General features: G+C 74.8%; 26 protein-coding genes. 16 read left to right on the top strand and 10 right to left on the bottom strand.

All coding sequences use genetic code 11. The features are described from left to right. The first annotated feature begins 121 nt into the window (after nucleotides 1-121). Nucleotides 122-604: a GNAT family N-acetyltransferase gene (locus tag JQN70_RS16030; RefSeq protein ID WP_307836029.1), complete on the top strand. Its 483-nt coding sequence runs from the start codon at nucleotides 122-124 to the stop codon at nucleotides 602-604. Between the two features lie 121 nt (nucleotides 605-725). Further along, on the top strand, nucleotides 726-1,250 hold the full coding sequence (locus JQN70_RS16025) for an NlpC/P60 family protein (protein WP_204132363.1): 525 nt from the start codon (nucleotides 726-728) through the stop codon (nucleotides 1,248-1,250). Between the two features lie 11 nt (nucleotides 1,251-1,261). On the opposite strand, the gene JQN70_RS16020 is transcribed toward JQN70_RS16025, so the two are convergent. Both JQN70_RS16020 and JQN70_RS16015 read right to left on the bottom strand, forming a co-directional pair. After that, complete coding sequence (locus tag JQN70_RS16020; protein ID WP_204132362.1) at nucleotides 1,262-3,346, bottom strand: NAD(+) synthase; 2,085 nt, start codon at nucleotides 3,344-3,346, stop codon at nucleotides 1,262-1,264. 49 nt (nucleotides 3,347-3,395) lie between these two features. Continuing rightward, nucleotides 3,396-4,013, bottom strand: coding sequence for a TetR/AcrR family transcriptional regulator (locus JQN70_RS16015; RefSeq protein ID WP_204132361.1), 618 nt, complete (start codon nucleotides 4,011-4,013; stop codon nucleotides 3,396-3,398). 85 nt (nucleotides 4,014-4,098) lie between these two features. Between JQN70_RS16015 and JQN70_RS16010 the strand changes: the two genes are divergently transcribed. Both JQN70_RS16010 and JQN70_RS16005 read left to right on the top strand, forming a co-directional pair. Then, entirely contained in the window at nucleotides 4,099-4,731 is a 633-nt protein-coding gene (locus tag JQN70_RS16010; RefSeq protein ID WP_204132360.1) for an ATP-binding cassette domain-containing protein, read from the top strand. After that, on the top strand, nucleotides 4,728-6,707 hold the full coding sequence (locus JQN70_RS16005) for a YhgE/Pip domain-containing protein (RefSeq protein ID WP_204132359.1): 1,980 nt from the start codon (nucleotides 4,728-4,730) through the stop codon (nucleotides 6,705-6,707). The genes JQN70_RS16010 and JQN70_RS16005 overlap by 4 nt, the downstream gene beginning before the upstream one ends. Before the next feature lie 18 nt (nucleotides 6,708-6,725). On the opposite strand, the gene JQN70_RS16000 is transcribed toward JQN70_RS16005, so the two are convergent. Further along, a complete protein-coding gene (locus tag JQN70_RS16000) occupies nucleotides 6,726-7,238 on the bottom strand; it encodes a DUF2231 domain-containing protein (protein ID WP_204132358.1) in 513 nt (170 codons plus the stop codon). 138 nt (nucleotides 7,239-7,376) lie between these two features. Continuing rightward, entirely contained in the window at nucleotides 7,377-8,363 is a 987-nt protein-coding gene (locus JQN70_RS15995) for an NADPH:quinone oxidoreductase family protein (protein WP_204132357.1), read from the bottom strand. A 106-nt stretch (nucleotides 8,364-8,469) separates the two neighbouring features. Here JQN70_RS15995 and JQN70_RS15990 point away from each other — a divergent pair, with 106 nt between their 5' ends. Continuing rightward, entirely contained in the window at nucleotides 8,470-9,678 is a 1,209-nt protein-coding gene (locus JQN70_RS15990) for an MFS transporter (RefSeq protein ID WP_307836028.1), read from the top strand. Between the two features lie 15 nt (nucleotides 9,679-9,693). Here the strand turns inward: JQN70_RS15990 and JQN70_RS15985 are convergent, their stop codons facing one another. The 3 genes from JQN70_RS15985 to JQN70_RS15975 all read right to left on the bottom strand — a co-directional run bounded on the left by JQN70_RS15985 (nucleotide 9,694) and on the right by JQN70_RS15975 (nucleotide 11,750). Then, nucleotides 9,694-10,149: an NUDIX domain-containing protein gene (locus JQN70_RS15985; protein ID WP_204132355.1), complete on the bottom strand. Its 456-nt coding sequence runs from the start codon at nucleotides 10,147-10,149 to the stop codon at nucleotides 9,694-9,696. Nucleotides 10,150-10,187: 38 nt separating this feature from the next. Next, on the bottom strand, nucleotides 10,188-10,640 hold the full coding sequence (locus JQN70_RS15980) for an HNH endonuclease signature motif containing protein (protein WP_204132354.1): 453 nt from the start codon (nucleotides 10,638-10,640) through the stop codon (nucleotides 10,188-10,190). A 69-nt stretch (nucleotides 10,641-10,709) separates the two neighbouring features. Next, nucleotides 10,710-11,750 (bottom strand): hypothetical protein, encoded by a 1,041-nt coding sequence (locus JQN70_RS15975; RefSeq protein WP_204132353.1) that lies wholly within the window; start codon nucleotides 11,748-11,750, stop codon nucleotides 10,710-10,712. A gap of 355 nt (nucleotides 11,751-12,105) precedes the next feature. Between JQN70_RS15975 and JQN70_RS15970 the strand changes: the two genes are divergently transcribed. Together JQN70_RS15970 and JQN70_RS15965 are read left to right on the top strand one after the other, a co-directional pair. Continuing rightward, nucleotides 12,106-12,903, top strand: coding sequence for a crotonase/enoyl-CoA hydratase family protein (locus JQN70_RS15970; RefSeq protein WP_204132352.1), 798 nt, complete (start codon nucleotides 12,106-12,108; stop codon nucleotides 12,901-12,903). A gap of 11 nt (nucleotides 12,904-12,914) precedes the next feature. Beyond that, on the top strand, nucleotides 12,915-15,038 hold the full coding sequence (locus JQN70_RS15965) for a molybdopterin-dependent oxidoreductase (RefSeq protein WP_307836027.1): 2,124 nt from the start codon (nucleotides 12,915-12,917) through the stop codon (nucleotides 15,036-15,038). Nucleotides 15,039-15,065: 27 nt separating this feature from the next. Here JQN70_RS15965 and JQN70_RS15960 read toward each other — a convergent pair whose 3' ends face one another. Then, nucleotides 15,066-15,653, bottom strand: a complete 588-nt coding sequence (locus JQN70_RS15960) for a TetR/AcrR family transcriptional regulator (RefSeq protein ID WP_204132350.1) — start codon at nucleotides 15,651-15,653, stop codon at nucleotides 15,066-15,068. Nucleotides 15,654-15,693: 40 nt separating this feature from the next. Between JQN70_RS15960 and JQN70_RS15955 the strand changes: the two genes are divergently transcribed. The 9 genes from JQN70_RS15955 (at nucleotide 15,694) to JQN70_RS15915 (ending at nucleotide 23,882) form a co-directional block, all read left to right on the top strand. Then, on the top strand, nucleotides 15,694-16,968 hold the full coding sequence (locus JQN70_RS15955) for an acyl-CoA dehydrogenase family protein (protein WP_204132349.1): 1,275 nt from the start codon (nucleotides 15,694-15,696) through the stop codon (nucleotides 16,966-16,968). Continuing rightward, nucleotides 16,965-17,774 (top strand): SDR family NAD(P)-dependent oxidoreductase, encoded by an 810-nt coding sequence (locus JQN70_RS15950; RefSeq protein WP_204132348.1) that lies wholly within the window; start codon nucleotides 16,965-16,967, stop codon nucleotides 17,772-17,774. The genes JQN70_RS15955 and JQN70_RS15950 overlap by 4 nt, the downstream gene beginning before the upstream one ends. Further along, on the top strand, nucleotides 17,771-18,856 hold the full coding sequence (locus JQN70_RS15945) for a phosphotransferase family protein (RefSeq protein WP_204132347.1): 1,086 nt from the start codon (nucleotides 17,771-17,773) through the stop codon (nucleotides 18,854-18,856). Before JQN70_RS15950 ends, JQN70_RS15945 begins: the two co-directional genes overlap by 4 nt. A gap of 14 nt (nucleotides 18,857-18,870) precedes the next feature. Further along, nucleotides 18,871-19,620 carry an SDR family oxidoreductase gene (locus tag JQN70_RS15940; protein ID WP_204132346.1) on the top strand — a complete coding sequence of 250 codons (750 nt, stop codon included), beginning with the start codon at nucleotides 18,871-18,873 and terminating at the stop codon, nucleotides 19,618-19,620. A 2-nt stretch (nucleotides 19,621-19,622) separates the two neighbouring features. Continuing rightward, entirely contained in the window at nucleotides 19,623-20,582 is a 960-nt protein-coding gene (locus JQN70_RS15935; RefSeq protein WP_204132345.1) for a 2-hydroxyacid dehydrogenase, read from the top strand. Nucleotides 20,583-20,677: 95 nt separating this feature from the next. Then, the gene (locus tag JQN70_RS15930) at nucleotides 20,678-21,088 is read left to right on the top strand and encodes a TOBE domain-containing protein (RefSeq protein WP_204132344.1); all 411 of its coding nucleotides are present in this window, start codon (nucleotides 20,678-20,680) and stop codon (nucleotides 21,086-21,088) included. A gap of 24 nt (nucleotides 21,089-21,112) precedes the next feature. Continuing rightward, a complete protein-coding gene (gene modA / locus JQN70_RS15925) occupies nucleotides 21,113-21,913 on the top strand; it encodes a molybdate ABC transporter substrate-binding protein (RefSeq protein WP_204132343.1) in 801 nt (266 codons plus the stop codon). 44 nt (nucleotides 21,914-21,957) lie between these two features. After that, a complete protein-coding gene (locus JQN70_RS15920; protein ID WP_204132342.1) occupies nucleotides 21,958-22,794 on the top strand; it encodes an ABC transporter permease in 837 nt (278 codons plus the stop codon). Then, nucleotides 22,791-23,882, top strand: a complete 1,092-nt coding sequence (locus JQN70_RS15915) for an ABC transporter ATP-binding protein (protein ID WP_204132341.1) — start codon at nucleotides 22,791-22,793, stop codon at nucleotides 23,880-23,882. The genes JQN70_RS15920 and JQN70_RS15915 overlap by 4 nt, the downstream gene beginning before the upstream one ends. Nucleotides 23,883-23,889: 7 nt before the next feature. Here the strand turns inward: JQN70_RS15915 and JQN70_RS15910 are convergent, their stop codons facing one another. Beyond that, the gene (locus tag JQN70_RS15910) at nucleotides 23,890-24,381 is read right to left on the bottom strand and encodes a GNAT family N-acetyltransferase (RefSeq protein ID WP_204132340.1); all 492 of its coding nucleotides are present in this window, start codon (nucleotides 24,379-24,381) and stop codon (nucleotides 23,890-23,892) included. 38 nt (nucleotides 24,382-24,419) lie between these two features. Then, nucleotides 24,420-24,851, bottom strand: coding sequence for a pyridoxamine 5'-phosphate oxidase family protein (locus tag JQN70_RS15905; RefSeq protein WP_204132339.1), 432 nt, complete (start codon nucleotides 24,849-24,851; stop codon nucleotides 24,420-24,422). Between the last annotated feature and the right edge of the window lie 67 nt (nucleotides 24,852-24,918).

Below are 24,918 nucleotides of genomic sequence, written 5' to 3'. Positions count from 1 at the left end.
AACCGGGGGGCCGCGTACTACGCCTGCCAGGGGGACTACATCGTCCTGCGCTGACCGCGCGCCACCCACGTCGGCCGGCCGGTGCCCCGCACCGGCCGGCCGTCGTCGGTAGGGTCGCCGGGTGAGCACCATCCGCCCGGCCACACCGGAGGACGCCCCGGCCATCGCCGCCATGGTCCGCGACCTCGCCGAGTACGAGAAGGCCCTCCACGAGGTCGAGGCCGACGAGGGGCACGTGCGCGCCGCCCTCTTCCCCGCCGACGGCCACGGATCCACCCACGCGCACGTCGCCGAGGTCGACGGCGTCGTCGTCGGGATGGCCGTGTGGTTCCTCTCCTACTCGACGTGGACCGGCACGAGCGGCGTCTGGCTCGAGGACCTCTACGTCGACCCCGCCCACCGCGGCAGCGGCCTCGGCAAGGGCCTGCTCACCACCCTCGCGCAGGTGTGCGTCGAGCGCGGCTACCGTCGCCTGGAGTGGTGGGTCCTCGACTGGAACGCCCCGAGCATCGCCTTCTACGAGTCGATCGGCGCCCGACCCCAGGACGAGTGGATCCGGTACCGCCTCGACGGCGACGCGCTCGCCACGCTGGCGGCAGGCTGACCCCCGACCGGCCGCCGCCCCGGTCGCACAGCGAGCGCGCAGCGCCGGCGCAGCCCGCAGGGCCAGCCTCGGAGGTGAGCCGGCACCCGCCGGGTCACCGAACCGAGGGGGGACCTCCACCATGTCGACACTCGTCTCACGCCGAACCGCCCTGTCCAGCACGCTCCTCGCCACCGGCGGGGCCATCCTCCTGGCGCCCGCCGCCGAGGCCGCACCGGGCGACCCGATCAAGCGCTCCGACGTCATGGACCGCGCCCGCAACTGGGTGAACCGCAACGTCCAGTACGACCAGAAGGCCACCGCCGGCGGCCCGGACGGGGTCTACCGCTGGCGCACCGACTGCTCGGGCTTCGTCTCGATGGCGCTCAAGCTCGGTCCCACCGGCATCGGCTGCCCGAACACCACGTCCCTCGCCGGGTCGACCCACTCGACCGGCATCGCCAAGGCCGACCTCAAGGCCGGCGACTACCTCGTCCGCTCGGGCGTGCACTGCGTCCTGTTCCAGATGTGGGGCAACGCGGCGAAGACCACGCTGTGGGTGTTCGAGCTCGGGTCGCCCAGCACGGACATGAACCACCGCAAGGCCAACCTCAGCGAGTTCTCGAGCTACACCGCCCGCCGGGCGCGCAACATCCGCAACGGCTGACGCCGCCGCTCTCACTCCGCGGGGACGTTGTCCTCGAGCTCGGTGAGCCACGCCGTGGCCGCCGCGTCGGAGGGCATCCGCCAGTCCCCGCGGGGTGAGAGCGAGCCGCCCGCGACGACCTTCGGGCCGTTGGGGATCGCCGAGCGCTTGAACTGGTTCTGGAAGAAGCGCTTGAGGAAGACGGCCATCCACGAGCGGATCGTCGCGAGGTCGTAGGCGGCGTGGTCGGCCTCCGGGTATCCGGCCGGCCAGGCACCGCTCGTGGCGTCGGCCCAGGCGTGCTCGGCGAGGAAGGCGATCTTGCTCGGCCGGTAGCCGCGGCGCAGCAGGTGGAAGAGCGTGAAGTCGTGCAGCGCGTACGGCCCGATGGTGTCCTGCGTCGACTGGATCTTCTCGCCCTCCTTCGCCGGCACGAGCTCGGGGCTGATCTCGGTGTCGAGGATGCCGAGGAGGGTGCGGTCGACCTCGGGGTCGCCCAGCTCGCCGGCCGAGACGACCCAGCGGATGAGGTGCTGGATGAGCGTCTTGGGCACGCCGGTGTTGACCCCGTAGTGCGACATCTGGTCTCCCACACCGTAGGTGCACCACCCCAGGGCGAGCTCAGAGAGGTCGCCCGTGCCGAGGACGATGCCGCCGCGCTGGTTGGCCGCGCGGAACAGCAGGTCGGTGCGCAGGCCGGCCTGGACGTTCTCGAAGGTGACGTCGTACACCTCCTCGCCGTCGCCCGCGGGGTGCCCGAGGTCCCTGAGCATCTGGGTGGCGAGCGGCCGGATGTCGACCTCCTCCCACTCGATGCCGAGGCTCTCCATGAGGTGGATCGCGTTCGACTTCGTGCCGTCGCTCGTCGCGAAGCCGGGCATCGTGAACCCGAGGACGTGGGTGCGCGGCAGGCCGAGCCGGTCGCAGGCCCTGACCGCGACGATCAGCGCGTGGGTGGAGTCGAGCCCGCCGGAGACGCCGATGACGATGCGCGGCATCCGTTCCGGCACACCGCCGCCGATGGCGCGCATCCGCTGCTCGAGCCCGGAGACCTGGATGTTGTAGGCCTCGTAGCAGTCCTGCGCGAGGCGCGCCTCGTCGTCCGGGACGAACGGGAAGCGGTCGACCGGGCGGTGCAGGCCGAGGTCGCCGGTCGGCGGCTTGACCCGGAAGGGGACGACCCGGAAGCCGGCGTCGTCGGCCGAGTACGCGTCGGCGTTGTCGCCGAACGAGCCCTGGCGCATCCGCTCCTGGCGCAGCCGGTCGAGGTCGACGTCGACGACCGTGCGGCGCGGGCCGTCGGGGAAGCGGTCGGTCTCGCCGAGCAGGTCGCCCATCTCGTAGGCCATCGTCATGCCGTCCCACGAGAGGTCGGTGCTCGACTCCCCGGCGCTGGCCGCGGCGTAGAGGTACGCCGCGTCGCAGCGGGAGCTGGCGCTGCGGGCCAGCAGGTGCCGGTCCTCGGCGCGGCCGACGGTGATGGGGGAGGCGGAGAGGTTGAGCAGCACCGTGGCCCCGGCGAGCGCGGCCTCGTGGCTCGGGGGCACCGGCACCCAGACGTCCTCGCAGACCTCCATGTGGACGACGAGCCCCGGCACGTCGTCGGCCGCGAGCAGGAGGTCGGGGCCGAACGGGACCTCGCCGTCGGGGTCGGCGCCGGGCCAGTGCGGCCGGACGAGGAACTGTCCCTGCTGCCCTGCGCCGGAGGCGAACCAGCGCTTCTCGTAGAACTCGCGGTAGGTCGGCAGGTAGGACTTCGGGGCGACGCCGAGCACCTCACCGCGCTGGACGGCGACCGCGCAGTTGTAGAGCCGGTTGCCGTGCCGCAGCGGGGCGCCCACGACGACGAGCGGGGTCAGGCCGGCGGTGGCCTCGGCGACGGCGACCACGGCGGTGTCGACGGCGTCGAGCAGGACGTCCTGGAGCAGCAGGTCGTCGATCGCGTACCCGGAGAGCGAGAGCTCCGGGAAGAGCGCGACCGCCACACCGTCGTCGTGGCAGGTGCGCACCTGCTCGAGCACCCGGCGCGCGTTCTCGGCGGGGTCGGCGAGCGCGACGGGGAGGGTGCACGCCGCGACCCGGGCGAACCCCTGGGCGTAGACGTTCCGGAAGTCCATGCCCCGAGGCTAGTGGCCGCGTGCGCGGGGCGGCCCCGGTCGGCGGGCCTCAGTCGGCGAGGACGACCGCCTGCATGAACCGGGTCGCCGCCTCGACGAGGTCGTCGAGCGGCGCGTCGTCGGGAGCCTCGACGGCCCGCAGCGCCACCTCGTTGAGCCCGCCGACGACGCAGACCGCCTCGAGGTGGCTCAGCCGGCGCACGCTCGTGCCGGCGTCGCGCGCCTGCTCGAGCATCCGCAGCAGGGTGGCGGCGTGGCGGTCGACGACCTCCTGCCGGGCCCGCACGCCGCGCTCGCCGACGGTCGTGATGTCGACGACGTGGGCGCGGCCGAGGGCGCGGTCGCCGGTGAGGAAGGTGAGGAACGCGCGCGCGACCTCCTGGAGCTGCACCGTGGCCGGCGCGGCCCCGGGGGACAGGGCGGCGTCGACCACCTCGATGAGCTCGCCGCTGCGGGTGCGGTAGAGCGCGAGGAAGCACTCCTCCTTGTCGGCGAAGTGCTCGTAGAAGGTGCGCTTCGAGGTGCCGGCGAGGCGGGCGACGTCCGCGATCGTGGTGGCGGCCAGCCCCTTCTCGGCGACCGCCGCCGCGAGCCCCGCCTCGAGCCGCTCGCGCACCGGGCGGGTGCGGTCCGTCGGTCGGTCGGGGGCTGAAGTGGCGGTGTCCATGAGTGGTACTGTACCGTACCAACGCAGTGGTACCAACTGGTACCGCCTCTCTCAGAACCCCGTCCCACCTCCCGAGGAGCCCCCCGTGCAGCTCACCGCCGACGCCGTCGCGGTCGCCGGGACCCGCAGCCCGCTCGTCCGCCCGACCTCCTTCATCGCGCCGCCCGCCCGCGTCACCGCCGTGGCCGGCGACCCCGGCTACGGCCAGGTCGCCCTCGCCCTCGCGCTCGCCGGGCGGATGCCGCTCTCCGCCGGGGAGGTGCGCCTCGACGGCTCCACCGACCCGGGCGTGCTGCAGCGGCACGTCGCCCTCGTCGACGTCCCCGAGGTCTCGGCGCCCGAGGACGGGCTCGCGGTGCACCACGTCGTCGCCGAGGAGCTCGCGTTCGCCGGGCGGCCCTCGGGCCGGCGCGCGGTCGCCGCCTTCCTCGCGCGGCACGGTGTCCTCGCGGCGGCCGACGAGCCGTTCGAGCGGCTCGGCGCCGAGGAGCGCGTGCGCGTCCTCACCTCCGCCGCGGCCGAGCGGGCCGCCACCCGCGTGCTCGTCGTGACGAACCCGGACCGCCGCGGCGGCGACCCCCGCCTCTGGTGGCCGATCCTCGGGGCGCACGCCGCCTCCGGCCTCACCGTCGTCGTCCAGCTGACGCACGCGACGATGCGCCAGCTCGCCCTGCCGGTCCGCGCCGAGCTCGGCTCGACCGAGGCGGTGGCGGCGTGACCGCCCTGCGCCTCGCCCTCACCGAGCTCCGTCGCATCGGGGCGAGCCGGGTCGGCCGGCTGGCCCTCGTCGCGATGGTCCTCGTGCCGTCGATCTACGGCGGCCTCTACCTCTACGCCAACGACGACCCGTACGGCCGCCTCAGCGAGGTGCCCGCCGCCCTCGTCGTCGAGGACGAGGGCACGACCCTGACCGGGGGCGAGCGGCTCCAGGTGGGCGACGAGGTCGCGTCCACCCTCCTCGAAAAGCACACCTTCGACTGGGCCCGGGTCGACCGCGACCGCGCGGACTCCGGTCTGCGCGACGGCGACTACGACCTCGTCCTCGTCCTGCCCCGTGACTTCTCCAGCGACCTCGCGAGCAGCGCCACCAACCACCCGCGGCAGGCCCGGCTCGAGATCCGCACCAACGACGCGAACAACTACCTCGCGCGGACCATCGCCAACACCCTCGTCAGCCAGGTGACCGCCTCGGTCGCCGAGCAGGTGAGCAGCACCGCCGCGAGCCGCTTCCTCGAGGGCTTCGCCGACATCCACGCCCAGGTCGTCGACGCCGCCGACGGTGCGCGCCGGCTCGCCGACGGAGCGACGAAGGCCGCCTCCGGCGCGGGAGGGCTCGCCGACGGCGCCGACACGCTTGTCGACGGCCAGCAGCAGCTGGCGTCCGGGGCGGACGACCTCGCCTCCGGGGCGGGCGACCTCGCCGACGGCCTGGGGACGCTCCGCTCGAGCACTGCCGACCTGCCGGCCCAGACCCGGCAGCTGGCGGACGGCGCCCGGCAGGTCGCCGACGGCAACGAGCAGGTGGCCGCTGCCGGCCAGCGGGTGGCCGGGGCGGCCGACGCCCTCCTCGGCGACCTCACGCAGACGCGCGGACGGCTCGCGGACGACCTGCGGGCCGCCGGCTTCAGCGAGGACGAGGTGCAGACCGTCCTCGCGCGGGTCGACACGCTCTCCGGCCCGGTCACCAACGCGAACGCCGAGGTGCAGTCGACCTCCGCGGACCTCGACCGGCTCGCGTCGGGCGCCGACCGGGTCGCCGACGGAGCCGAGCAGCTGGCCTCGGCCGCACCCGCGCTCGGTTCGGGCATCGCGCAGGCGGCCGACGGCAGCGCGCGGCTGTCCTCCGGGGCCGACCGGCTCGCCGCGGGGCAGCACGACGCGCTCGACGGCGCGCGGCGGCTCGCCTCCGGGGCCCACGACCTCGACGACGGGCTCGGCGACCTCTCGGCCGGCGCCACGAAGCTCTCCGACGGGCTCGCGACGGGTGCGGACTCCATCCCCGACCCCTCGGCCGACCAGCGCCGCGCGACGGCCGAGACGATCGGCAGCCCGGTGGCCGTCGACCGTGACGCCGAGGCCGCGGCGGGCAGCTACGGCGCCGGGCTGGCCCCCTTCTTCATGAGCCTCGCGCTGTGGATCGGCGGGTTCGTCCTCTTCACGCGGATGCGCGCGCTGTCCGGCCGGGCGCTCGCCGCGGGTCAGCCGGCGTGGCGGGTCTCGCTCGGCGGGTGGCTCGGGCCGGCGCTGCTCGGGGCCGCCCAGGCCGTCGTCGCCTTCGGGGTCGTCGCGCTCGGGGTCGGCATCGAGGTCTCGCACCCGGTGCTGCTCGGGCTGTGGATGGTCTTCGTGTCGGCCGCGTTCCTCGCGGTGATCCACCTGCTCATGGCGCGCTTCGGGGTGGTCGGGCAGTTCCTCGCCCTCGTCCTCATGGTGCTCCAGCTCGTGAGCGCCGGCGGCACCTTCCCGTGGCAGACCCTGCCCGGCCCGCTCCTGCCGCTGCACCACGTGCTGCCGATGTCGTACGCCGTCGACGGGGTGCGCCGCCTCATGTACGGCGGCCCGACCGCGCAGCTCGGGCTCGACGTGGCGGTCGTCGGCGCGTGGGGCGTGGGGGCGCTGCTCCTGGCGGCCCTCGCCGCCCGGCGGGCCGGGACGTGGACGGCGGCACGGGTCAAGCCCGAGCTCGTCGCCTGAGGCCCGCCGGGGTCGGGGTCAGTCGTCGTCGCCCTCGCCGCCGGAGGGGGCCGGCTGCGAGCCGATGCCGCTCCACACCGCCTTGGCGCCGGAGTGGCCGACGAGCGTGACGTCGACCGCGAGGCCGATGGCGGCGAGGACGCCGACCGCGAGGAGGACGCGCAGGAGCGCGGACGGCTTCGCGGCACCGGCCTCGACGTCGCGCGGGGTGCGCCGCCACACGAGCCAGATCACCCAGGTGAGGACGGCGACGGCGATGAGGATGATCGGCAGGACGTCGCCGAGCTCGGCGTGCTCCTCGACGAGGTTGCTCTCGCCGACCCGGCGCTCGAGCGACTCGCCGGACTCCTTGGCGACGAAGCCGCTGATGGCCGACACGGTCGCGAGGAGGGGCAGGGCGATGCCGATGCGGGCGCGGAGCCTCTCCGACACCGCGACGAGGACGAGGAGGAGCGCCGTGAGCGGCGCGAGGACGACGACGGCGTGCACCACGAGGGCATGGGTCGGGATGCCGAAGACGGTGTCGAACAAGGGATTGACCCCCTAGGCAGGGCGTGGCTGGTCCACGGTGTCCTCACACTCTGCCGTGCCTCCCGGGGTCGGACCGTCAAGAGAACATCAAGGTGGACTGAGACTTTCGTCCGAGGTCCGGAGGTCCGATGGCGCAGGTCAGGGCGTCAGGAGGACCTTGCCGGTGGCCCGCCGACCCTCGACGGCGAGCAGCGCCTCGACGACCTCGTCGAGGGCCCGGACCTCCCCGACGACGGGGTCGACCGCGCCGGACGCGAAATGGGGGAGCAGGCCGTCCCACTGCTCGCGCAGGTAGCCGCTGCCCGGCCCGTGCGGGTGGGTCCACCACGCGCCCCAGCCGACCCCGACGACCGAGGTGTTGCCCAGCAGCAGCCGGTTGACCTTCACCTCGGGGATGGAGCCGGCCGTGAACCCGATGACGAGCAGCCGGCCGCCCGGAGCGAGCGAGCGCAGCGAGTCGGTGAACCGGTCGCCGCCGACCGGGTCGACGACGACGTCGACGCCGCGTCCCCCGGTGAGCTCGGCGACCGCGTCGCGGAAGCCGTCGGCCGGGAGCACCTCGTCGGCTCCGGCGGCGCGGGCGACCTCGGCCTTGGCGTCGGTGGACACGACGGCGAGGACGCGGGCGCCGTGGGCCGCGGCGAGCTGGACGGCGGCCGTGCCGACCCCGCCGGCGGCGCCGTGGACGAGCACGGTCTCGCCCTCGGCCAGGCGGGCCCGCTCGCGCAGGGCGAAGTCGCACGTGAGGTAGTTCATCGGGAGGGCCGCGGCGCGGTCCCACGTCGTGTCGTCCGGCAGCGGGAAGACCATCGCGGGGTCGACGGCCACGGCCTCGGCGAAGCCGCCGAGCACGGGGAAGGCGGCCACGCGGTCGCCGGCCGCGAACCCGCAGCCGGCCGGTGCGCTGCGCACGACCCCGGCCACCTCCGACCCGGGGACGAAGGGCAGGTCGGGCGTCAGCTGGTACTGCCCGCGGGTCAGGAGCACGTCGGGGAAGCAGACGCCGGCGGCCGCGACGTCGACGACGACCCGCCGGTCGGCGTGCCGGTCCTCGGCCGCGTCGGGGAGGTCGACGACCTCGACGCTCTCGGGTCCGTCGAGGCGGTTGACCTGGGCTGCACGCATCCCGCCATCCTAGGAACGGCGCCGCTCGAGTGAACTCCGTGTGACATCCGGGCCGTCCGCGGCGGGTCCGGGAATGCGGCGGCGGGTGGCGTTCCTTGCACTCCCCGTGCCCCAGCCCCGCCACCCCTTCCTCGCCACGGCCGCCCTCATCCTCGGCGGCATCGCCATCGGCACGACCGAGTTCGTGACGATGGGCCTCCTGCCGCAGATCTCCGACGGCGTCGGGGTGTCGATCCCCGCGGGCGGGCACACCATCTCGGCGTACGCGGCCGGGGTCGTCGTCGGGGCGCCGCTCATCGCCGCGCTCGGGGCGACGCTGCCGCGCAAGGGGCTGCTGCTGGGGCTGATGGTCGCCTTCGCGGTCGGCAACGGGCTGAGCGCGCTGGCGCCGACGTACGAGACGCTCGTGGGCGCGCGCTTCCTCGCCGGGCTGCCGCACGGGGCCTACTTCGGGGTCGCGGCGCTCGTGGCCGTCGACCTCGCGCCCGCGGGGCGGGCCGGACGGGCGGTCGGTACGGTCATGCTCGGCATCCCGATCGCCAACGTGCTGGGCGTGCCCGGCGCGACGTGGCTGGGGCAGACCCTCGGCTGGCGCTCGGCCTACTGGCTCGTCGCCATGCTGGGGCTCGCGACCGTGGCGCTCGTGGCGCTGCAGGTGCCCCGGCTCGCCGCGGACCGCTCGCGGACCGTGCGGGCCGAGCTCGGCGCGCTGACCAACCTCCAGGTGCTGCTCACCCTCGCGGTCGGGGCCGTCGGCTTCGGCGGGATGTTCGCCATGTACTCGTACATCGCGCCGACCGTCACCGAGGTGACGGGGCTGTCGTCGTCCGCGGTGCCGGTGTTCCTCCTCGTGTTCGGCGCCTCCGGGTTCGTCGGCAACCTCGTCGCCGGGCGGATGGGGGACTGGTCGGTGCTGCGGTCGGTCGTCATCGGCATGACCGGGCTGGGGGTCTCGCTCGGGCTGTTCGCGCTCGTGGCCCGCTGGACGGTGCCGGCGCTCGTCGTGCTCGTCCTCGTCTCGGTCCTCGCGTCCGTGCTCGTCATCAACCTCCAGCTGCGCCTCATGCAGGTCGCCGGCGCGGCGCAGACCCTCGCGGCGGCCGGCAACCACGCCGCGCTCAACCTCGCCAACGCCCTCGGCGCCTGGCTGGGCGGCGTCGTCATCGCCCGCGGGTACGGGTACACGGCACCGTCGTGGGTGGGTGTGGGCCTGGCCGTGCTCGGCCTCGGCGTGCTCGGGGTGTCGGTGCTGCTGCACCGGCGCTCGGTGCGGGGGCCGGCGGCTGCTCCGGCCGTCGCGACGCGCGTCGCCTGACGGCCCGAGGACCGGCTAGCGCTGCGCGGCCGTCGCGCGGACCCAGGGACGCGCCGCGGTCGGGTACAGGGGCACGGACTCCCTCTCGTCGTCGAAGGAGCGCCAGACGACGGGCACGACGCTGCCGTCGCTCTCCGTGAGGACGGCCCCCGCCGCCGCGGGCTGCGGTTCGAGGAGGCCCGAGTACACGAACACGGTCTCGTGTCCGGGCACACCGTCGAGGCGGAAGACGTTCTCGACGCGGGCCACGTAGGCGAGGTCGCCGATCGTGGCGCCGAGCTCCTCGTCGACCTCGCGCACGATCGCGTCGTGGTGGCTCTCGCCGTCCTCCACGCCGCCACCGATCAGCCGGTGGTAGCCGTCCGGGTCCTCACGGGTCGACGGGTGGAGCGTCACCGCATGGGCGGTCCGGTCGGCGTTCGGGGCGATCAGCATCGCCTTGACGCGGACGGGTGACGGCTCCCGGGGCATCGGCCGAACCTACCCGTCCCCCGGGGGACGGGCAGGGTTCAGAAGGGCGGGAGGTCCGGCCGGGGTGGGGGGCGCTCCCTGCGTCGGTGCGCCGGTCCGTGGACGAGCACCGGGTCGAGGGGGCGGTGGTGGTCGAAGCGGCACCGGCGGAGCGGTGGGTCGGCATCGCCCAGGGCGTGCTCGAGGTGGAACTCGAGCCGGCTGAAGGGGCCACGACCGTCGCGGGGTGAGATGGCGCGAGGAGTCGGGGCCCGGTCGGACCCGATGTCGGGGAGGACGGTGGCGCCGAGGGCATCGAGCGGAGTCGTGGTGCGGACGCGTCCGGTCGGGTCGGTCCAGGTCATCGTCCCCTCGGGCGCGAGGGCCGCGCGCCATCCCGGGCGCTGCTTGACGCGGTGGTGGCGCCGGCAGAGGCACGCGAGGTTCGCGGCGGACGTGGGGCCGGCGGGCCAGGGGACGACGTGGTCGAGGTCGCAGAACCGGGCGGCCACGGGGCAGCCGGGGAAGCGGCACCGGCCGTCGCGGGCCCGGACGAGGGCGGCGAGCCACCGGCCGGGACGTCAGGCCGAGGTGGAGAGCGAGCCATCAGGGTCCAGGAGGGCACCGGAACGCGGATCGCAGAGAACGGCATCGGCAGGCGCGGATGCGACCACGGGTGAGACCCACGCGCGCGGCACGAGGACCGGCTGTGGTGTGGACGAGATCGCGACCTCGACGAGGTCGCCGGGTGCTGCGCCGGCAGAGGCCGCCACCTCGCCACCGACGGGTGCGGCGAGGACGACCAGCACGTTGATGGTCGCGCTCCCCGTGACGAGGTCGGTGAGCGCACGGGCGCGGGCGCGCTCGACCGTGGTGCACGTGCCGTCGGTGACGAGCCGCTGCGCGAGGGCGTCGATGGCGGCCCACGCCGAGGCCGCCTCCTCCGACGAGAAGGTGCCGAGCCAGGTGTCGACGCCGGGCTCGCCCACCCACCGCCGGAGCGAGGACTCCTGCCGGGCGCGGACCGCGCGGCGGCGCAGCAGGTCCGGGCCGACGCGAGCCAGCATCCGGCGGGTCCGGCGGCGCAGTCGTCCGGCATCCTCGTGGTCGAGGTGGGGGTCGAGGGCGGCGACGACCGCGGCCGCCACCTCCGCCGGGGCCTCGTCGAGCTCGTCGGCGACGACCGATGCCCGGTAGGAGTCGAGGCGCCCGGCGGCCATCGCCTCGTGAAGCCCGCCCAGTCCGGTGCACGTGGGCGTCCCCTCGGGCCCGTCGGCCGCGCGGTGGACGGCGTCACGCACGAGCCGCTCGGCGTGGACCGCGCCGACGCAGAGCGCCCCGGAGACGATGGCCGGCGCGTCGAGCGCGACGTGGCCGGGCTCGCGGTGGCCCTCGACCACCTCCCCGTCGTCGAGCACCTCCGGCTCGATCGCCGCCAGCCGGACGAGGGCGACGTCGCGCGCGGCCTCGACCCGTGACGCGAGGGAGGCTAGGCCCGTCAGGGCCGTCGCCCACTCCGCGCGGGTGCCGGCCGTGGGCGGGGTGTCGAGGGTGGGAGTCAGCAGCTCCGCGGCTCGGCGCGCGAGCTCGACGACGTCCTGCGGTCCGCTGCTGATGGCCATCGGCTCCCCCCTCCCCTCGTGGCCCCAGCCTACCCGCCGACGGCATGCGAGGCAAGCCCCGAACCGATGTATTGCGCTGTGCGACAACGCGTCCTGGATGACAAGGGATCTTCCGCCACGGTCTCCGTGGACTCCTCCACGACGTGTCCCCAGCCGTCCACGAGGTTCCCCCGAGGTCGGCGCGAGGGAGCCTCGGGACGCTCGGAGCATCCGGTCCCCTCGACCCCCGGGAGCCCTCGATGTCCTTCCACCTCGACGCGTGGTCCGTGCTCCTGCCGATCCTCGCCGCCTCGGCCGGTGTGGGCCTGCTCGCCGTCCTCGGCCTCGTCCTCCTCGAGAGCCGTAGGGTGACGGCATGTCCGCGCCGGTCTCCTGCACGGTCGACGGCGGCATCGCCCAGGTCCGCCTCGACCGTCCCGACAAGCTCAACGCCCTGACCCTCGACACCCTCGAGGGGCTCGTCGAGACGGCGCGCTCGCTGCGCTCCGACCGCACCCTGCGGGGTGTCGTCCTCGGCGGGTCGGGCGACTCGTTCTGCGCCGGACTCGACTTCGCGACGGTGCTGCGCGAGCCGCCGCGCGTCGCCCGCGCCTTCGTCCCCCGGCCGTGGCGCGGCACCAACCTCTTCCAGGAGGCGTGCTGGGCGTGGCGCCGGCTGCCCGTCCCCGTCGTCGCCGCGGTGCACGGCCACTGCTACGGCGGCGGCCTCCAGATCGCGCTCGCCGCCGACCTGCGGATGACGACCCCCGACGCCCAGTGGTCGGTGCTCGAGGCGCGCTGGGGCCTCGTCCCCGACATGAGCGGCATCCAGGCGCTCTCGCAGCAGGTGCGGATGGATGTCGCCAAGCGGCTGACGATGACCGGCGAGGTGGTCAGCGGCACCCGGGCCGTCGAGCTCGGGCTGGCGAGCGAGGTGCACGACGACCCCGTCGCCGCCGCCACCCGGTTCCTCGAGGAGGTCGCCACGCGCTCCCCGGACTCGGTCGCCGCGACGAAGCGCGTCTTCGAGCGCACCTGGTCCTCCGGGCCGCGGCGCACCTTCGCCCGCGAGCGCCTCGAGCAGGCGCGGCTGCTCGGGCGGCGTAACACCGGTGCGGCCCGCGAGGCGGCGCTGCGGCGCGAGGCACCCTCGTTCGGGCCCCGGGCCCGATGACGGCCCCGGCGGTGCGCCGCACCTCGTGCACCCTGTGCGAGGCGATGTGCGGGCTGGTCGTCGAGGTCGACGAGCGCGGGACGGTCGGCCGCATCCGCGGTGACGACGCCGACCCGCTCTCGCGAGGGCACCTGTGCCCCAAGGCCTTTGCGCTCCCCGAGATCCAGGACGACCCGGACCGGCTGCGTCGCCCGCTCGTCCGCGGCGACGACGGCGAGCTCCGCGAGGCCACGTGGGACGAGGCGGTCCGGCGCGCCGCCGAGCTGCTCGCCGGCGTCCAGCGCGAGCACGGCGACGACGCCCTCGCCGTCTACCTCGGCAACCCCAACGTCCACAGCCTCGGCGCGCTGACCCACCACCCGACGCTCGTCCGGCTGCTGCGGACGAGGAACCGGTACTCGGCGACCTCGGTCGACCAGCTGCCACACCACGTCGTGGCCCACGCCCTGTACGGACACCAGTTCCTGCTGCCCGTGCCCGACATCGACCGCACCGACCTGCTCGTGCTCGTCGGCCACAACCCGATGGCGTCGAACGGTTCGTTGTGGACGGTCCCCGACTTCCCCGGGCGACGGCGCGAGCTCGCCTCGCGCGGAGGGCGGCTCGTCGTCATCGACCCCCGGCGCACCGAGACCGCCAGGGTCGCGGACGAGCACCACTTCGTCCGCCCCGGTGCGGACGCCGCCGTGCTGCTGGCCCTCGTCCGCGAGGTGCTCGCGTCCGGGCGCGCACGGCCCGCGGCGTACGTCGACGGTGCCGAGGCGGTCCGCGCCGCGGTCGAGCCGTTCACGCCCGAGGTCGCCGAGCGGGCTGCCGGCCTGCCGGCCGACGCGGTGCGCGCGCTGGCCCGCGACCTGCTCGACGCACCGTCGGCGGCCGTCCACGCACGGATGGGCGCCTCGACGCAGGCGCACGGCGTCGTCTGCCAGTGGGCGACCCAGCTCCTCAACGTGCTGACCGGCAACCTCGACCGCCCCGGCGGGACGATGCTCACGACACCGGCCGTCGACCTCGTCGGCCGCGGTGTGCTGGGCCCCGGTGGGTTCTCCCGCAGACGTTCCCGCGTTCGTGGACTCCCGGGCTTCGGTGGTGAGCTGCCCGCCTCGGCGCTGGCCGAGGAGATGGAGACACCGGGCGAGGGGCAGGTGCGCGCGCTGCTCACCATCGCCGGCAACCCGGTGTCGTCGACCCCCGGCGGTCAGCGGCTCGACGCGGCGATGGCCGGGCTCGACGCCGTCGTGTGCATCGACATGTACCTCAACGAGACGACCCGGCACGCCGACGTCGTCCTGCCGCCGACCGGTCCGTTGGAACGCGACCACTACGACCTCGTCTTCCACCTCCTGGCCGTCCGCGACACGGCCCGGTTCTCCCGGGCCCTGCTCCCCAAGGACCCCGGGGGCCGGCACGACTGGGAGATCGCCCGCGACCTGGGCCTCGCCCACCGGCGGGCGCGGGGGACCGGTGTGCGACAGCGGCTGTCGCGCGCCTCCCTCGCCCTCGAGACGAGGCTGCGCACCTCGCCGACCCGCCAGCTCGACCTCCTGCTGCGCACCGGCGGGGGGCGGCTCTCGCTGCGCCGGCTGCGGTCGGCCGGCCCGGGTGGGCTCGACCTCGGCCCGCTCCGTCCGCGGCTCCCCGAGCGGCTCCGGACCGTGGACCGGCGCATCGACCTCGCGACGCCGCTCGTCCTCGAGGCGCTGCCCGGTGTGCTCGCGGGAGTGCTGGCCGACCGGCCGGAGGGTGAGCTGCTCCTCGTCGGCCGGCGCCACCAGCGGGACAACAACTCGTGGCTGCACAACGCCGCCGTCCTCACGAGGGGCCGGCCGCGGCACGCACTGCTGGCCCACCCGGACGACCTCGCCGCGCGCGGCATCGCCGACGGCGGACGGGTGCGGGTGCGCTCGGCGGCCGGCGCGCTCGAGGTCGAGGTCGCGGCCAGTGAGGACCTCATGCCCGGCGTCGTGTCACTGCCGCACGGCTACGGCCACGCGCGCGACGGGGTGCGCCTCCGCACCGCGACGACCCTGCCGGGCGCCTCGGTCAACGACGTCACCGACCCCGACGTCGTCGACCCGCTGAGCGGCAACGCGGTGCTCAACGGCGTCCCAGTCACCCTCGAGCCGCTGGGCTGACCCCGCGACCCCCTCGGGGCGACCGGGTCAGGAACGGGGGGCGGTGAGCAGCCGCAGCGCGCCTACGCAGTGCTCCACGAGGTCCGCGCGCTCGGCGTCACGCACGGCCGGGTCGAGGGCGGCCCACTGCAGCGCGCGGTCCTCGAGGTAGGCCACCCAGCCGCGTGCCGCGGGCCGGGCGGACGGCGGCAGCGCCAGCTCGCGGCAGGCGAGGTCGGCGACGAAGGCCGTGACCGTCTCCAGCGGGTCGTCCGGGGTGGCACGCGACAGCTCGGTGCGACCCCGGACGAGCGCGACGTACCACTCGCGCCGGCGCTCGACCTGGTCGAGGAAGCGGGCGACGACCTGCCGCACCGCGGCCTCCCCGCTCATCCCCTCGTCCGGCGTGACGTTGCGGCGCACCCGGCGTCCGGCGGCCGCGACGACCGCCCGGTGGTAGTCGGACTTGGTCGGGAAGTAGTGGAAGAGCAGCCCGCGCGAGACGCCGGCCGCGGCCGCCACCTCGTCGACGGAGAGGTCGCCGACCGGTCGCTCGACGAACATCCGCAGCCCGACGCCGACGAGCTGGCGGCGCCGTTCCTCCGGGGTCATCCGCACCCGGGCCGCCGTTCCCACGCTATTGAGCATTGCTCAACAGGGGGCTAGGGTCAAGGACATGGACTTCGCCCCGTCCGCCCGCGCCGCCGACCTCGCCTCCCGGGTCCGCGCCTTCGTCGACGACGAGGTCGCGCCGGTCGAGCAGCGCCTGCTCGCCGACGTCGCCGCCCGCCGCGCCCGCGGCGAGGACGCCTGGCCGCCCACCGCCGAGGTCGAGGCGCTCAAGCGCAGCGCCCGCGACCAGGGCCTGTGGAACCTCTTCCTCCCGGCCGGCGAGGGCGACGAGTGGGCCGCCCGGTTCGGCACCGACGGCGGCACCGGCCTGACCAACGTCGACTACGCCACGGTCGCCGAGCAGACCGGCCGCTCCACCCTCGCCCCGCTCGTCCTCAACTGCAACGCCCCCGACACCGGCAACATGGAGGTGCTGCTGCGCTACGGCACGCCCGAGCAGCAGGAGGAGTGGCTCGTCCCCCTCCTCGACGGCCGCATCCGCAGCGTCTTCCTCATGACCGAGCCCGACGTCGCCAGCTCGGACGCCACGAACATGGCCGCCACCGCGACGCCGGACGGCGACGAGGTCGTCCTCGACGGCCGCAAGTGGTGGACCACCGGGGCCGGCCACCCGGACAGCCGGCTCGGCATCTTCATGGGCCTCACCGACCCCACCGCCCACCGGCACCGGCAGCACTCGATGGTCCTCGTCCCGATGGACGCCCCCGGCGTCACCGTCGAGCGGATGCTCACCGCGCTAGGCCAGTACGACGAGCCACTCGGGCACGGCGAGGTCTCGCTCGACGGTGTCCGCGTCCCCGCCGGCAACGTCCTCCTCGGCCCCGGGCGGGCGTTCGAGATCGCGCAGGGGCGGCTCGGCCCCGGCCGGGTGCACCACTGCATGCGGCTCGTCGGGCTCGCCGAGAAGGCCCTCGAGCTGGCGTGCGAGCGCGCCTCCACGAGAACGGCGTTCGGCAAGCCGATCGCCAACCTCGGCGGCAACCGCGAACGCCTCGCCGAGGCCTGCATCGCCATCAACCAGGCCCGCCTGCTCGTCCTCCACGCCGCCTGGAAGCTCGACACGGTCGGCATCGAGGGTGCGCTCTCCGAGGTGAGCGAGATCAAGGCCGCCGTCCCGCGGATGGCCTGCGACGTCATCGACCTCGCCATCCAGCTGCACGGCGGTGGCGGCATGAGCGAGGACTTCCCGCTCGCCGCGGCGTACGCCGGTGCGCGGAGCCTGCGCCTCGCCGACGGCCCGGACGAGGTCCACCTCGGCGTCGTCGCGCGCCAGCTGCTCAGGCCCTACGCCACCCGCGCCCAGGAGGCCGCCCGATGACCCGCCGCGCCCTCGTCACCGGCGGCGCCTCCGGGCTCGGCCGCGCGCTCGTCACCCTGCTCGTCGCCCGCGGCGACCGGGTGCTCGCCGTCGACCTCGCCGACGAGCGCCCCGACTCCGTCCCCGACGGCGCCGAGTACCGCCGCCTCGACGTGCGCAGCCAGCAGGACTGGGACGCCGCCCTCGCCTGGGTCCGCGAGGAATGGGGTGGCCTCGACCTGCTCGTCAACAACGCCGGCATCGCCACCGGGGGCCGCATCGAGGTCGAGGCGATGGCCGACTGGGAGCGGGTCGTGTCGATCAACCTGCTCGGCGTCGCGCGCGGGTGCCACACCGTCACACCGTTGTTCAAGGAGCAGCGCTCGGGCCACATCGTCAACGTCGCCTCGCTCGCCGGCCTCGTGCACGGTCCCGGGATGTCGAGCTACAACGCCACGAAGGCCGGCGTGGTCGCCCTCTCGGAGACCCTCGGCTTCGAGCTCGGCCCGTGGGGCATCGACGTCTCGGTCGTCTGCCCGGCGTTCTTCCGCACCAACCTCCACGAGTCGTTCGCCGGCAAGGACACCGCGATGCAGGAGGCCGGCGTCCGGCTCATCACCCAGGCGTCCGTCGACGCGGCCGACATCGCCAAGATCGTCCTCGACGGCATCGAGAGGAAGAGGTCGGTCATCCTCACCGACCGGCTGGGCAAGCAGGCGTACTACGGCAAGCGCTTCCTGCGGCCTCTCTACGACCGGACGATGGTCGCCCAGGCCAAGCGCCTCGCCCGCAAGGCGGGTGCCGGCCCCGGGGAGTACCTGCCGTGACCGACGTCCCCGGCGCCGGACCGGTCCGCGACGAGGACGCCTTCGACGTCCCCGCTGCAACGGAGTGGTTGCGCGAGAACGCCTCCGACGCCTCCGGACTCGACGGTGACCCCGAGGTCCGGCAGTTCGCCGGCGGCGCGAGCAACCTCACCTACCTGCTGCGCTGGCCGACGCGCGACGTCGTGCTGCGCCGCCCGCCGGGCGGCACCAAGGCCAAGGGCGCCCACGACATGCGGCGTGAGCACGACCTCCAGGCCGGGCTCGCCACCGCCTTCCCGCTCGTGCCGAGGATGCTCGGGTACTGCGGCGACGAGTCGGTCGTCGGCTCGGAGTTCTACGTCATGGACCGCATCCCCGGCACCATCCTCCGCAAGGACGTCCCCGAGTCCCTCGGCCTCGACACCGACGGCGTCCGCACGTTGTGCGAGAACGCGGTCGACGTCCTCGTCGCCCTGCACGACGTCGACGTCGACGCCGCCGGGCTGCGCCCCCTCGACCGCGGTGACGGCTACGTCGAGCGCCAGGTCGGCGGCTGGGCCGGGCGGATGCGGCGGGCGCACACCCCCGACGTGCCCGACCACGAGGCGACGATGGCCTGGCTCGAGGCGCACCGGCCCGCCGACCGCCCGCACGTCCTCATCCACAACGACTTCCGCTTCGACAACCTCGTCCTCGACCCCGCCGACCCGACCCGCGTCGTCGGCGTCCTCGACTGGGAGCTCGCCACGGTCGGCGACCCCCTGATGGACCTCGGCTCCTCGCTCGCGTACTGGGTGCAGGCCGACGACGACCCGTCCTTCGTGGCCCTCCGCCTCCAGCCGACCCACACCCCGGGGATGCTCACCCGCGACGAGCTCGTCGCCCGCTACTGCGCCGCGCGCGGGGTCGAGGTGACCCCGCGCGACCTCCTCTTCTACGAGGTCTTCGGCCTGTTCCGGCTCGCCGGCATCGCGCAGCAGATCTACTACCGCTTCCACCACGGCCAGACCACGAACCCCGCGTACGGCGCGTTCCGCGACGTCGTCGCCCACCTCGACCAGCGGTGCACGCGCCTCCTCGCCGAGCGCGGCGCCGACCTCTGAACGGAAGGACCCCCGTGCCCACGACGATCATCACCGGTGCCAGCTCCGGCCTCGGCGCCGAGATGGCCCGCCAGTTCGCCGCCCGCGGCTGGGACCTCGGCCTCGCGGCACGCCGCCTCGACCGGCTCGAGGAACTGCGCGACGAGATCGTCGAGCGCACCGGTCGCCGCGTGGAGATCCGGGCCCTCGACGTCACCGACGACGACGCCGTCTTCGCCACCTTCCGTGACCTCCGCGAGGCCTTCGGCACGATCGACCGGGTCGTCGTCAACGCCGGTCTCGGGAAGGGAGCCCCGCTCGGTACCGGCCGCTACGACGCCAACCGCCAGACCGCGATGGTCAACTTCGTCGCCGCCCTGGCCCAGACCGAGGCCGCGATGGAGGTCTTCCGCGACCAGAAGCGCGGCCACCTCGTGATGATCTCGTCGGTCTCGGCGATGCGCGGCATGCGCAAGACGGTGACCACCTACTCCGCCACCAAGGCCGGCGTCGCCGCGCTCGCGGAGGGCCTGCGCAACGAGATGCTCGGCGAGCCCGACCTCGACATCCGGGTCTCGGTCATCTACCCCGGCTACATCCGCTCGGAGATGAACGAACGGGTCTCGCACACCCCGTTCATCGTCGACACCGAGACGGGCGTCGCCGCGATGGTCGAGGCGATCGAGAAGGAGAAGGCGCACGCGCTCGTGCCGCCCTGGCCCTGGGTGCCGCTCGGCAAGGCGATGCGCCACCTGCCGCTGCCGGTCGTCCGGAAGATCATGTGACCGTGGCCGGCGTCGTCGTCACGAGCCGACTACCGGGCACCGCCGTCGAGCGGCTGCGCGCCGAGCACGAGGTGCGCTACCGCGACGAGGACTCCCCGGTTCCGGCCGCCGACCGGCCGGTGCTGCTCGCCGGCGCCGAGGCCGTCGTCGTCACCCTCGGCCACCGGGTCGACGCGGCGTTCCTCGACGCCGCCGGACCCGGCCTGAAGGTCGTGGCGAACGTGGCCGTCGGGTACGACAACGTCGACCTCGACGCCTGTCGCGAGCGCGGCGTCGTCGTCACGAACACCCCCGGGGTCCTCACGGACGCGACCGCCGACATCGCGTTCTCGCTCGTCCTCATGGTCACGCGCCGCCTGGCCGAGGCCGAGCGCGAGGTCCGCAGCGGCCGCCCGTGGGGCTTCGGGATGTTCCAGCTGCTCGGGACCTCGGTGCACGGCAAGGCGATCGGCATCCTCGGGCCCGGCGCCATCGGTCTCGCGACGGCTCGTCGGGCCCGCGCCTTCGGGATGTCGGTGCTGCTCTCGGGCCGCTCGGCGCCCGACCCGCAGGCCGTGGCGGACCTCGACGCCGAGGTCGTCGGGGCCGACGAGCTCCTCGGACGCTCGGACGTCGTCTCGGTGCACGTCCCGCTGTCCGCCGCGACCCGCCACCTCGTCGACGCCGCGGCCCTGGCCCGGATGAAGCCGACCGCCTTCCTCGTCAACACCGCGCGCGGTCCGGTCGTCGACGAGGCGGCCCTCGTCGCGGCCCTCGAGGGCGGACGGCTCGCGGGGGCCGGGCTCGACGTCTTCGAGGACGAGCCACGGGTGCACCCCGGGCTGCTCGCCCGCGACGACGTCGTGCTCCTCCCGCACATCGGCTCCGCGACCGTCGAGACCCGTGCCGCGATGGCCGGGCTCGCGGCCGACAACGTCCTCGCGGTGCTCGCGGGGCGGGAACCCCCGACGCCCGTGCGCTGACCGGTCGTCCGCGGCTGCGCCACCGGGTTGCGTCTGCGGACGCGGATGGGCACGGAGTCTGCCCAAGTGGCCGCAGGTGCGGTTATGGTGCCTTCGTGACCACCTTCCGGATGCGCGAGGCCGCCGACCTGCTCGGCATCAGCGACGACACGATGCGCCGGTGGGCCGATGCCGGCCGGGTCGCCACGACCACCGACGCGGCCGGCCGCCGGGCCGTCGACGGCGCGGTGCTGGCGCACTTCGCCGAGGAGCTGGCGGCCGAGGGCGCCCACCTCGAGACCGGGGACGTCGCGGCGGTGTCGCTGCGCAACCGGTTCACCGGGCTCGTGACGCGCGTCGTCAAGGACGGCGTCATGGCCCAGGTCGAGGTCCAGTCCGGGCCGCACCGCCTCGTGTCGCTCATGAGCCGCGAGGCGGCCGACGAGCTCGGGCTCGAGCCGGGCATGCTCGCCGTCGCCGCCGTCAAGGCGACGAACGTCTCCGTCGAGATCCCCCGCACCCGCTGACCACCCCGACACCAGGAGCCGTCCATGCGCCGCACCGCCACCGTCGCCGTCGTCGCCCTCGCCGCCCTCGGCCTCGCCGGCTGCGGGTCCGACGACGCGGGCTCCGGCGGCAGCACGAGCCCGTCCGGGTCGGCCTCGGCGTCCTCGGACGTCACCGGCCAGATCACCGTGCTCGCCGCCGCCTCGCTCACCGAGTCCTTCACGACGCTCGGGAAGCAGTTCGAGGCGGCCCACCCCGGCGTGAAGGTCACGCTGAGCTTCGGTGCGAGCTCGGCCCTCGCCACGCAGGTAACCTCCGGCGCACCCGCCGACGTCTTCGCCTCGGCGAGCACGAAGAACATGGACACGGTCGTGGCCGCCGGCGCCGCCACCGACCCGAAGACGTTCGCGGAGAACGTCATGGAGATCGCCGTGCCACCGTCGAACCCCGGCAAGGTCACGGGCGTCGACGACCTCGCGAGGGCCGACGTGAAGACCGCGCTGTGCCAGGAGCAGGTCCCCTGTGGTGCCACCGCCGCCAAGGTCTTCGAGAACGCTGAGCTCACGGTGGAGCCGGTCACCCTCGAGCCGGACGTCAAGTCGGTGCTCAGCAAGGTCACGCTCGGGGAGGTCGACGCAGGCGTCGTCTACGTCACCGACGTCAAGGCGGCCGGTGCCGACGTCGAAGGCATCGAGATCCCCACCGACGTCAACGCCTCCACGAGCTACCCCATCGCAGCGTTGAGCGAGAGCGAGAACGCCGCCACCGCAGCCGCGTTCGTCGACTACGTCCTCTCGGCGGACGGCGCGAAGGTGCTCGCGGCGGCGGGCTTCCGGCAGCCGTGAGCGGGACGCCCCCCGGACGCAGGGGCTCCGGGGCGCCCCGCCCGGTGACGCTCGGTGCGCGCGAACGCCGGCGCCGGGCGGTCACCGGGGGCGGGTCGCGCACGGCTCCGGCGCCCCTGCTCGTGCCGGCCCTCGTGGCGGTGGCGTTCCTCGTCGTCCCGCTCGTCGGGCTCGTCGTGCGTGCCCCGTGGACCGACGCGTGGGACATCCTCCACGGCTCGCAGGCGGCCACGGCGCTGCGGCTGTCGCTGTGGACCTCGACCCTCGCCACGGCCATCGCCCTCGTCGTCGGGGTGCCGCTCGCCTGGGTGCTGGCCCGCACCGACCTCCCGGGGCTCCGGGTGCTGCGGGCCCTCGTCACGCTGCCGCTCGTCCTGCCGCCGGTCGTCGGGGGCGTCGCGCTGCTGCTCGCGTTCGGCCGCAACGGTTTCCTCGGGCGCTACCTCGACCAGTGGTTCGGCATCACCATCCCCTTCAGCTCCACCGCGGTCGTCATGGCCGAGACCTTCGTCGCGATGCCCTTCCTCGTCGTCACCGTCGAGGGTGCGCTGCGGGCGGCCAACCGCGGGTACGAGGACGCCGCGGCCACCCTCGGTGCCGGCCGGATGACCGTGTTCCGCCGGGTGACGCTGCCGATGGTGACGCCCTCCCTGGCGGCGGGTGCGGTCCTCTGCTGGGCCCGGGCGCTCGGCGAGTTCGGCGCCACGATCACCTTCGCCGGCAGCTTCCCCGGGCGCACCCAGACGATGCCCATCGCCGTCTACTACGCCCTCGAGACCGACCCGGACGCCGCCGTCCTCCTCAGCCTCGTCCTGCTCCTCGTGTCGGTCGCGATCCTCGTCGCCCTGCGCGACCGGTGGCTGCGCGGGAGCACGGTGTGACGGCCGACGACCCCGCAGGGCTGTCCGTCGAGGCCGAGGTGCACCGGGGCGCCTTCACCCTCCGCGCCGCGCTGGCGGCGACGCCCGGCGAGGTCGTGGCCGTCCTCGGGCCGAACGGCTCGGGCAAGTCGACGCTGCTCGGCGCGCTCGCGGGGCTGGTGCCGCTCGCCGGTGGCCGGGTGGTCCTCGAGGGGGTCGTCCTCGACGACGCGGGCGACGGGCGCTTCGTCGAGCCCGCGCACCGACCGGTGGGCTTCGTCTTCCAGGACTACCGGCTCTTCCCGCACCTGTCCGTCCTCGACAACGTCGCCTTCTCGCCGCAGGTGCGCGGCCGGTCGCGGCGCGAGGCCCGCGCGGTCGCGGCCGACTGGCTCGAGCGGCTCGGCCTCGCCGAGCTCTCGCGGCGCCGCCCGGACCGGCTCTCCGGCGGGCAGGCCCAGCGGGTGGCGCTGGCCCGGGCGCTCGCGGGCGACCCGTCGCTGCTCCTCCTCGACGAACCGCTCTCGGCCCTCGACGCCCGGACCCGGCTCGACGTGCAGGCCGAGCTCCGGCGTCACCTCGCCGACTTCACCGGCCCGTGCCTGCTCGTGACGCACGACCCGCTCGAGGCCCTCGTGCTCGCCGACCGCCTCGTCGTGCTCGAGGACGGCCGCGTCGTCCAGGAGGGGACGCCGGCCGAGGTGGCCCGCCGGCCGGCCACCGAGTACGTCGCGCGGCTCGTCGGGCTCAACCTCTACACCGGGACGGCCGACGGACCCACGGTCACCCTCGACGACGGCAGCGCGTTCGTCGTCCCCGACCACGAGGAGCACGGCGAGGTGCTCGTGGCGCTGCGACCCTCGGCCGTCACCGTGAGCACCACCGCCCCGCAGGCCTCCAGCGCCCGCAACACCTGGCCCGCGACGGTCACCGGGCTCACCCTGCTCACCGACCGCGTGCGGCTCGACCTCGACGGCCGACCGCCGGCCCTCGTCGACGTGACGCCCGCGGCCGTCGCCGAGCTCGGGCTGGACGCCGGCCGCGAGGTCTGGTTGTCCGCCAAGGCGGTCGACCTCGAGGTCTACGGGCGCACCCACCCGCGGGGCTGAGCGCGGCTCAGAGCGCCCGGTGCATGACGTGCAGGCCGACCCGGCCGTGCCGCCGGGAGTCGAAGGCCCGCGGCACGGTGCCGACGACGTCGAACCCGAGGGCCGTCCACAGCGCGACGGCCGCGGTGTTCGTCTCGACGACGGCGTTGAACTGCATCGCGGCGAACCCCCGGCTGCGCGCGTGCTCGAGCACCCACTCGCCGAGGGCCCGGCCCACCCCGCGCCCCCGGGCCGCCTCGGCGACCATGAAGGACGCCGTCGCGACGTGGGCGCCGCGGCCCGGCCGGTTCGGCCCGGTCTTCGCCGAGCCGAGCAGCGTGCCGGTCGCCTCGTCGACCGCCACGACCGTGACGCCCGGCGGTTCCTCGACCCACAGCCGCGCGACCTCGGCGTCACCGAGCCCCTCGGGGTAGGCGTAGGTCTCGCCGTCGTCGACGACGGCGTGGAAGACGGGCAGGAAGGCGGGGAGGTCGGCGGGGGTGAAGGGACGGATCAGCACGACCCGAGGCTAGGGCGTCACCCCCCGAGGTCAGGGCGTCACACCTCGTGCGGGCGCAGGTGCAGCCACGGGCGGGTCAGCGAGAACCGCCGGCCGGTCAGCTCGTCGACGGTGATGGCGACGACGTTGAGCTTGACGGTGTCGACCCACGGCCGGAGCGGCAGCTGCTCGGTCTCGTCGGCCTCGTGCCCGTCGAGGGTCCGGGCCCGGCCGCGCACGACGACGCTGCGGGCCTCCTCGTCGTCGAACTCGTCGATCTCGAAGGCGACGTCGGCGTTCATCGTCAGGCCGAGCAGCTTGCTGCCCTCGGCGGTCCGGACGACGATGCGGTCCTGGGCGTCAATGGCGTAGTTGATCGGCGTGATGTGCACCTCGTCGGCGAGGTGGAAGGCCAGCCGGCCGAACTCGTTGGCGCGCAACATCGCCCACGAGTCGTCGGGGGAGAGGGTGGTGACCGGTGAGTCGCTCATCGGGGCCTCCTGGGGTGCGTTCGTGCCGACTACTACGCAGTGTAGTGGGAATCTCGTCGGATGTCCG

This window comes from Phycicoccus sonneratiae (genome assembly GCF_016887965.1).
Classification (GTDB): Bacteria; Actinomycetota; Actinomycetes; order Actinomycetales; family Dermatophilaceae; genus Phycicoccus; species Phycicoccus sonneratiae.
The sequence above is the reverse complement of the archived record's forward strand: the minus strand, read 5'-3'. Positions and strand labels throughout refer to the sequence as shown.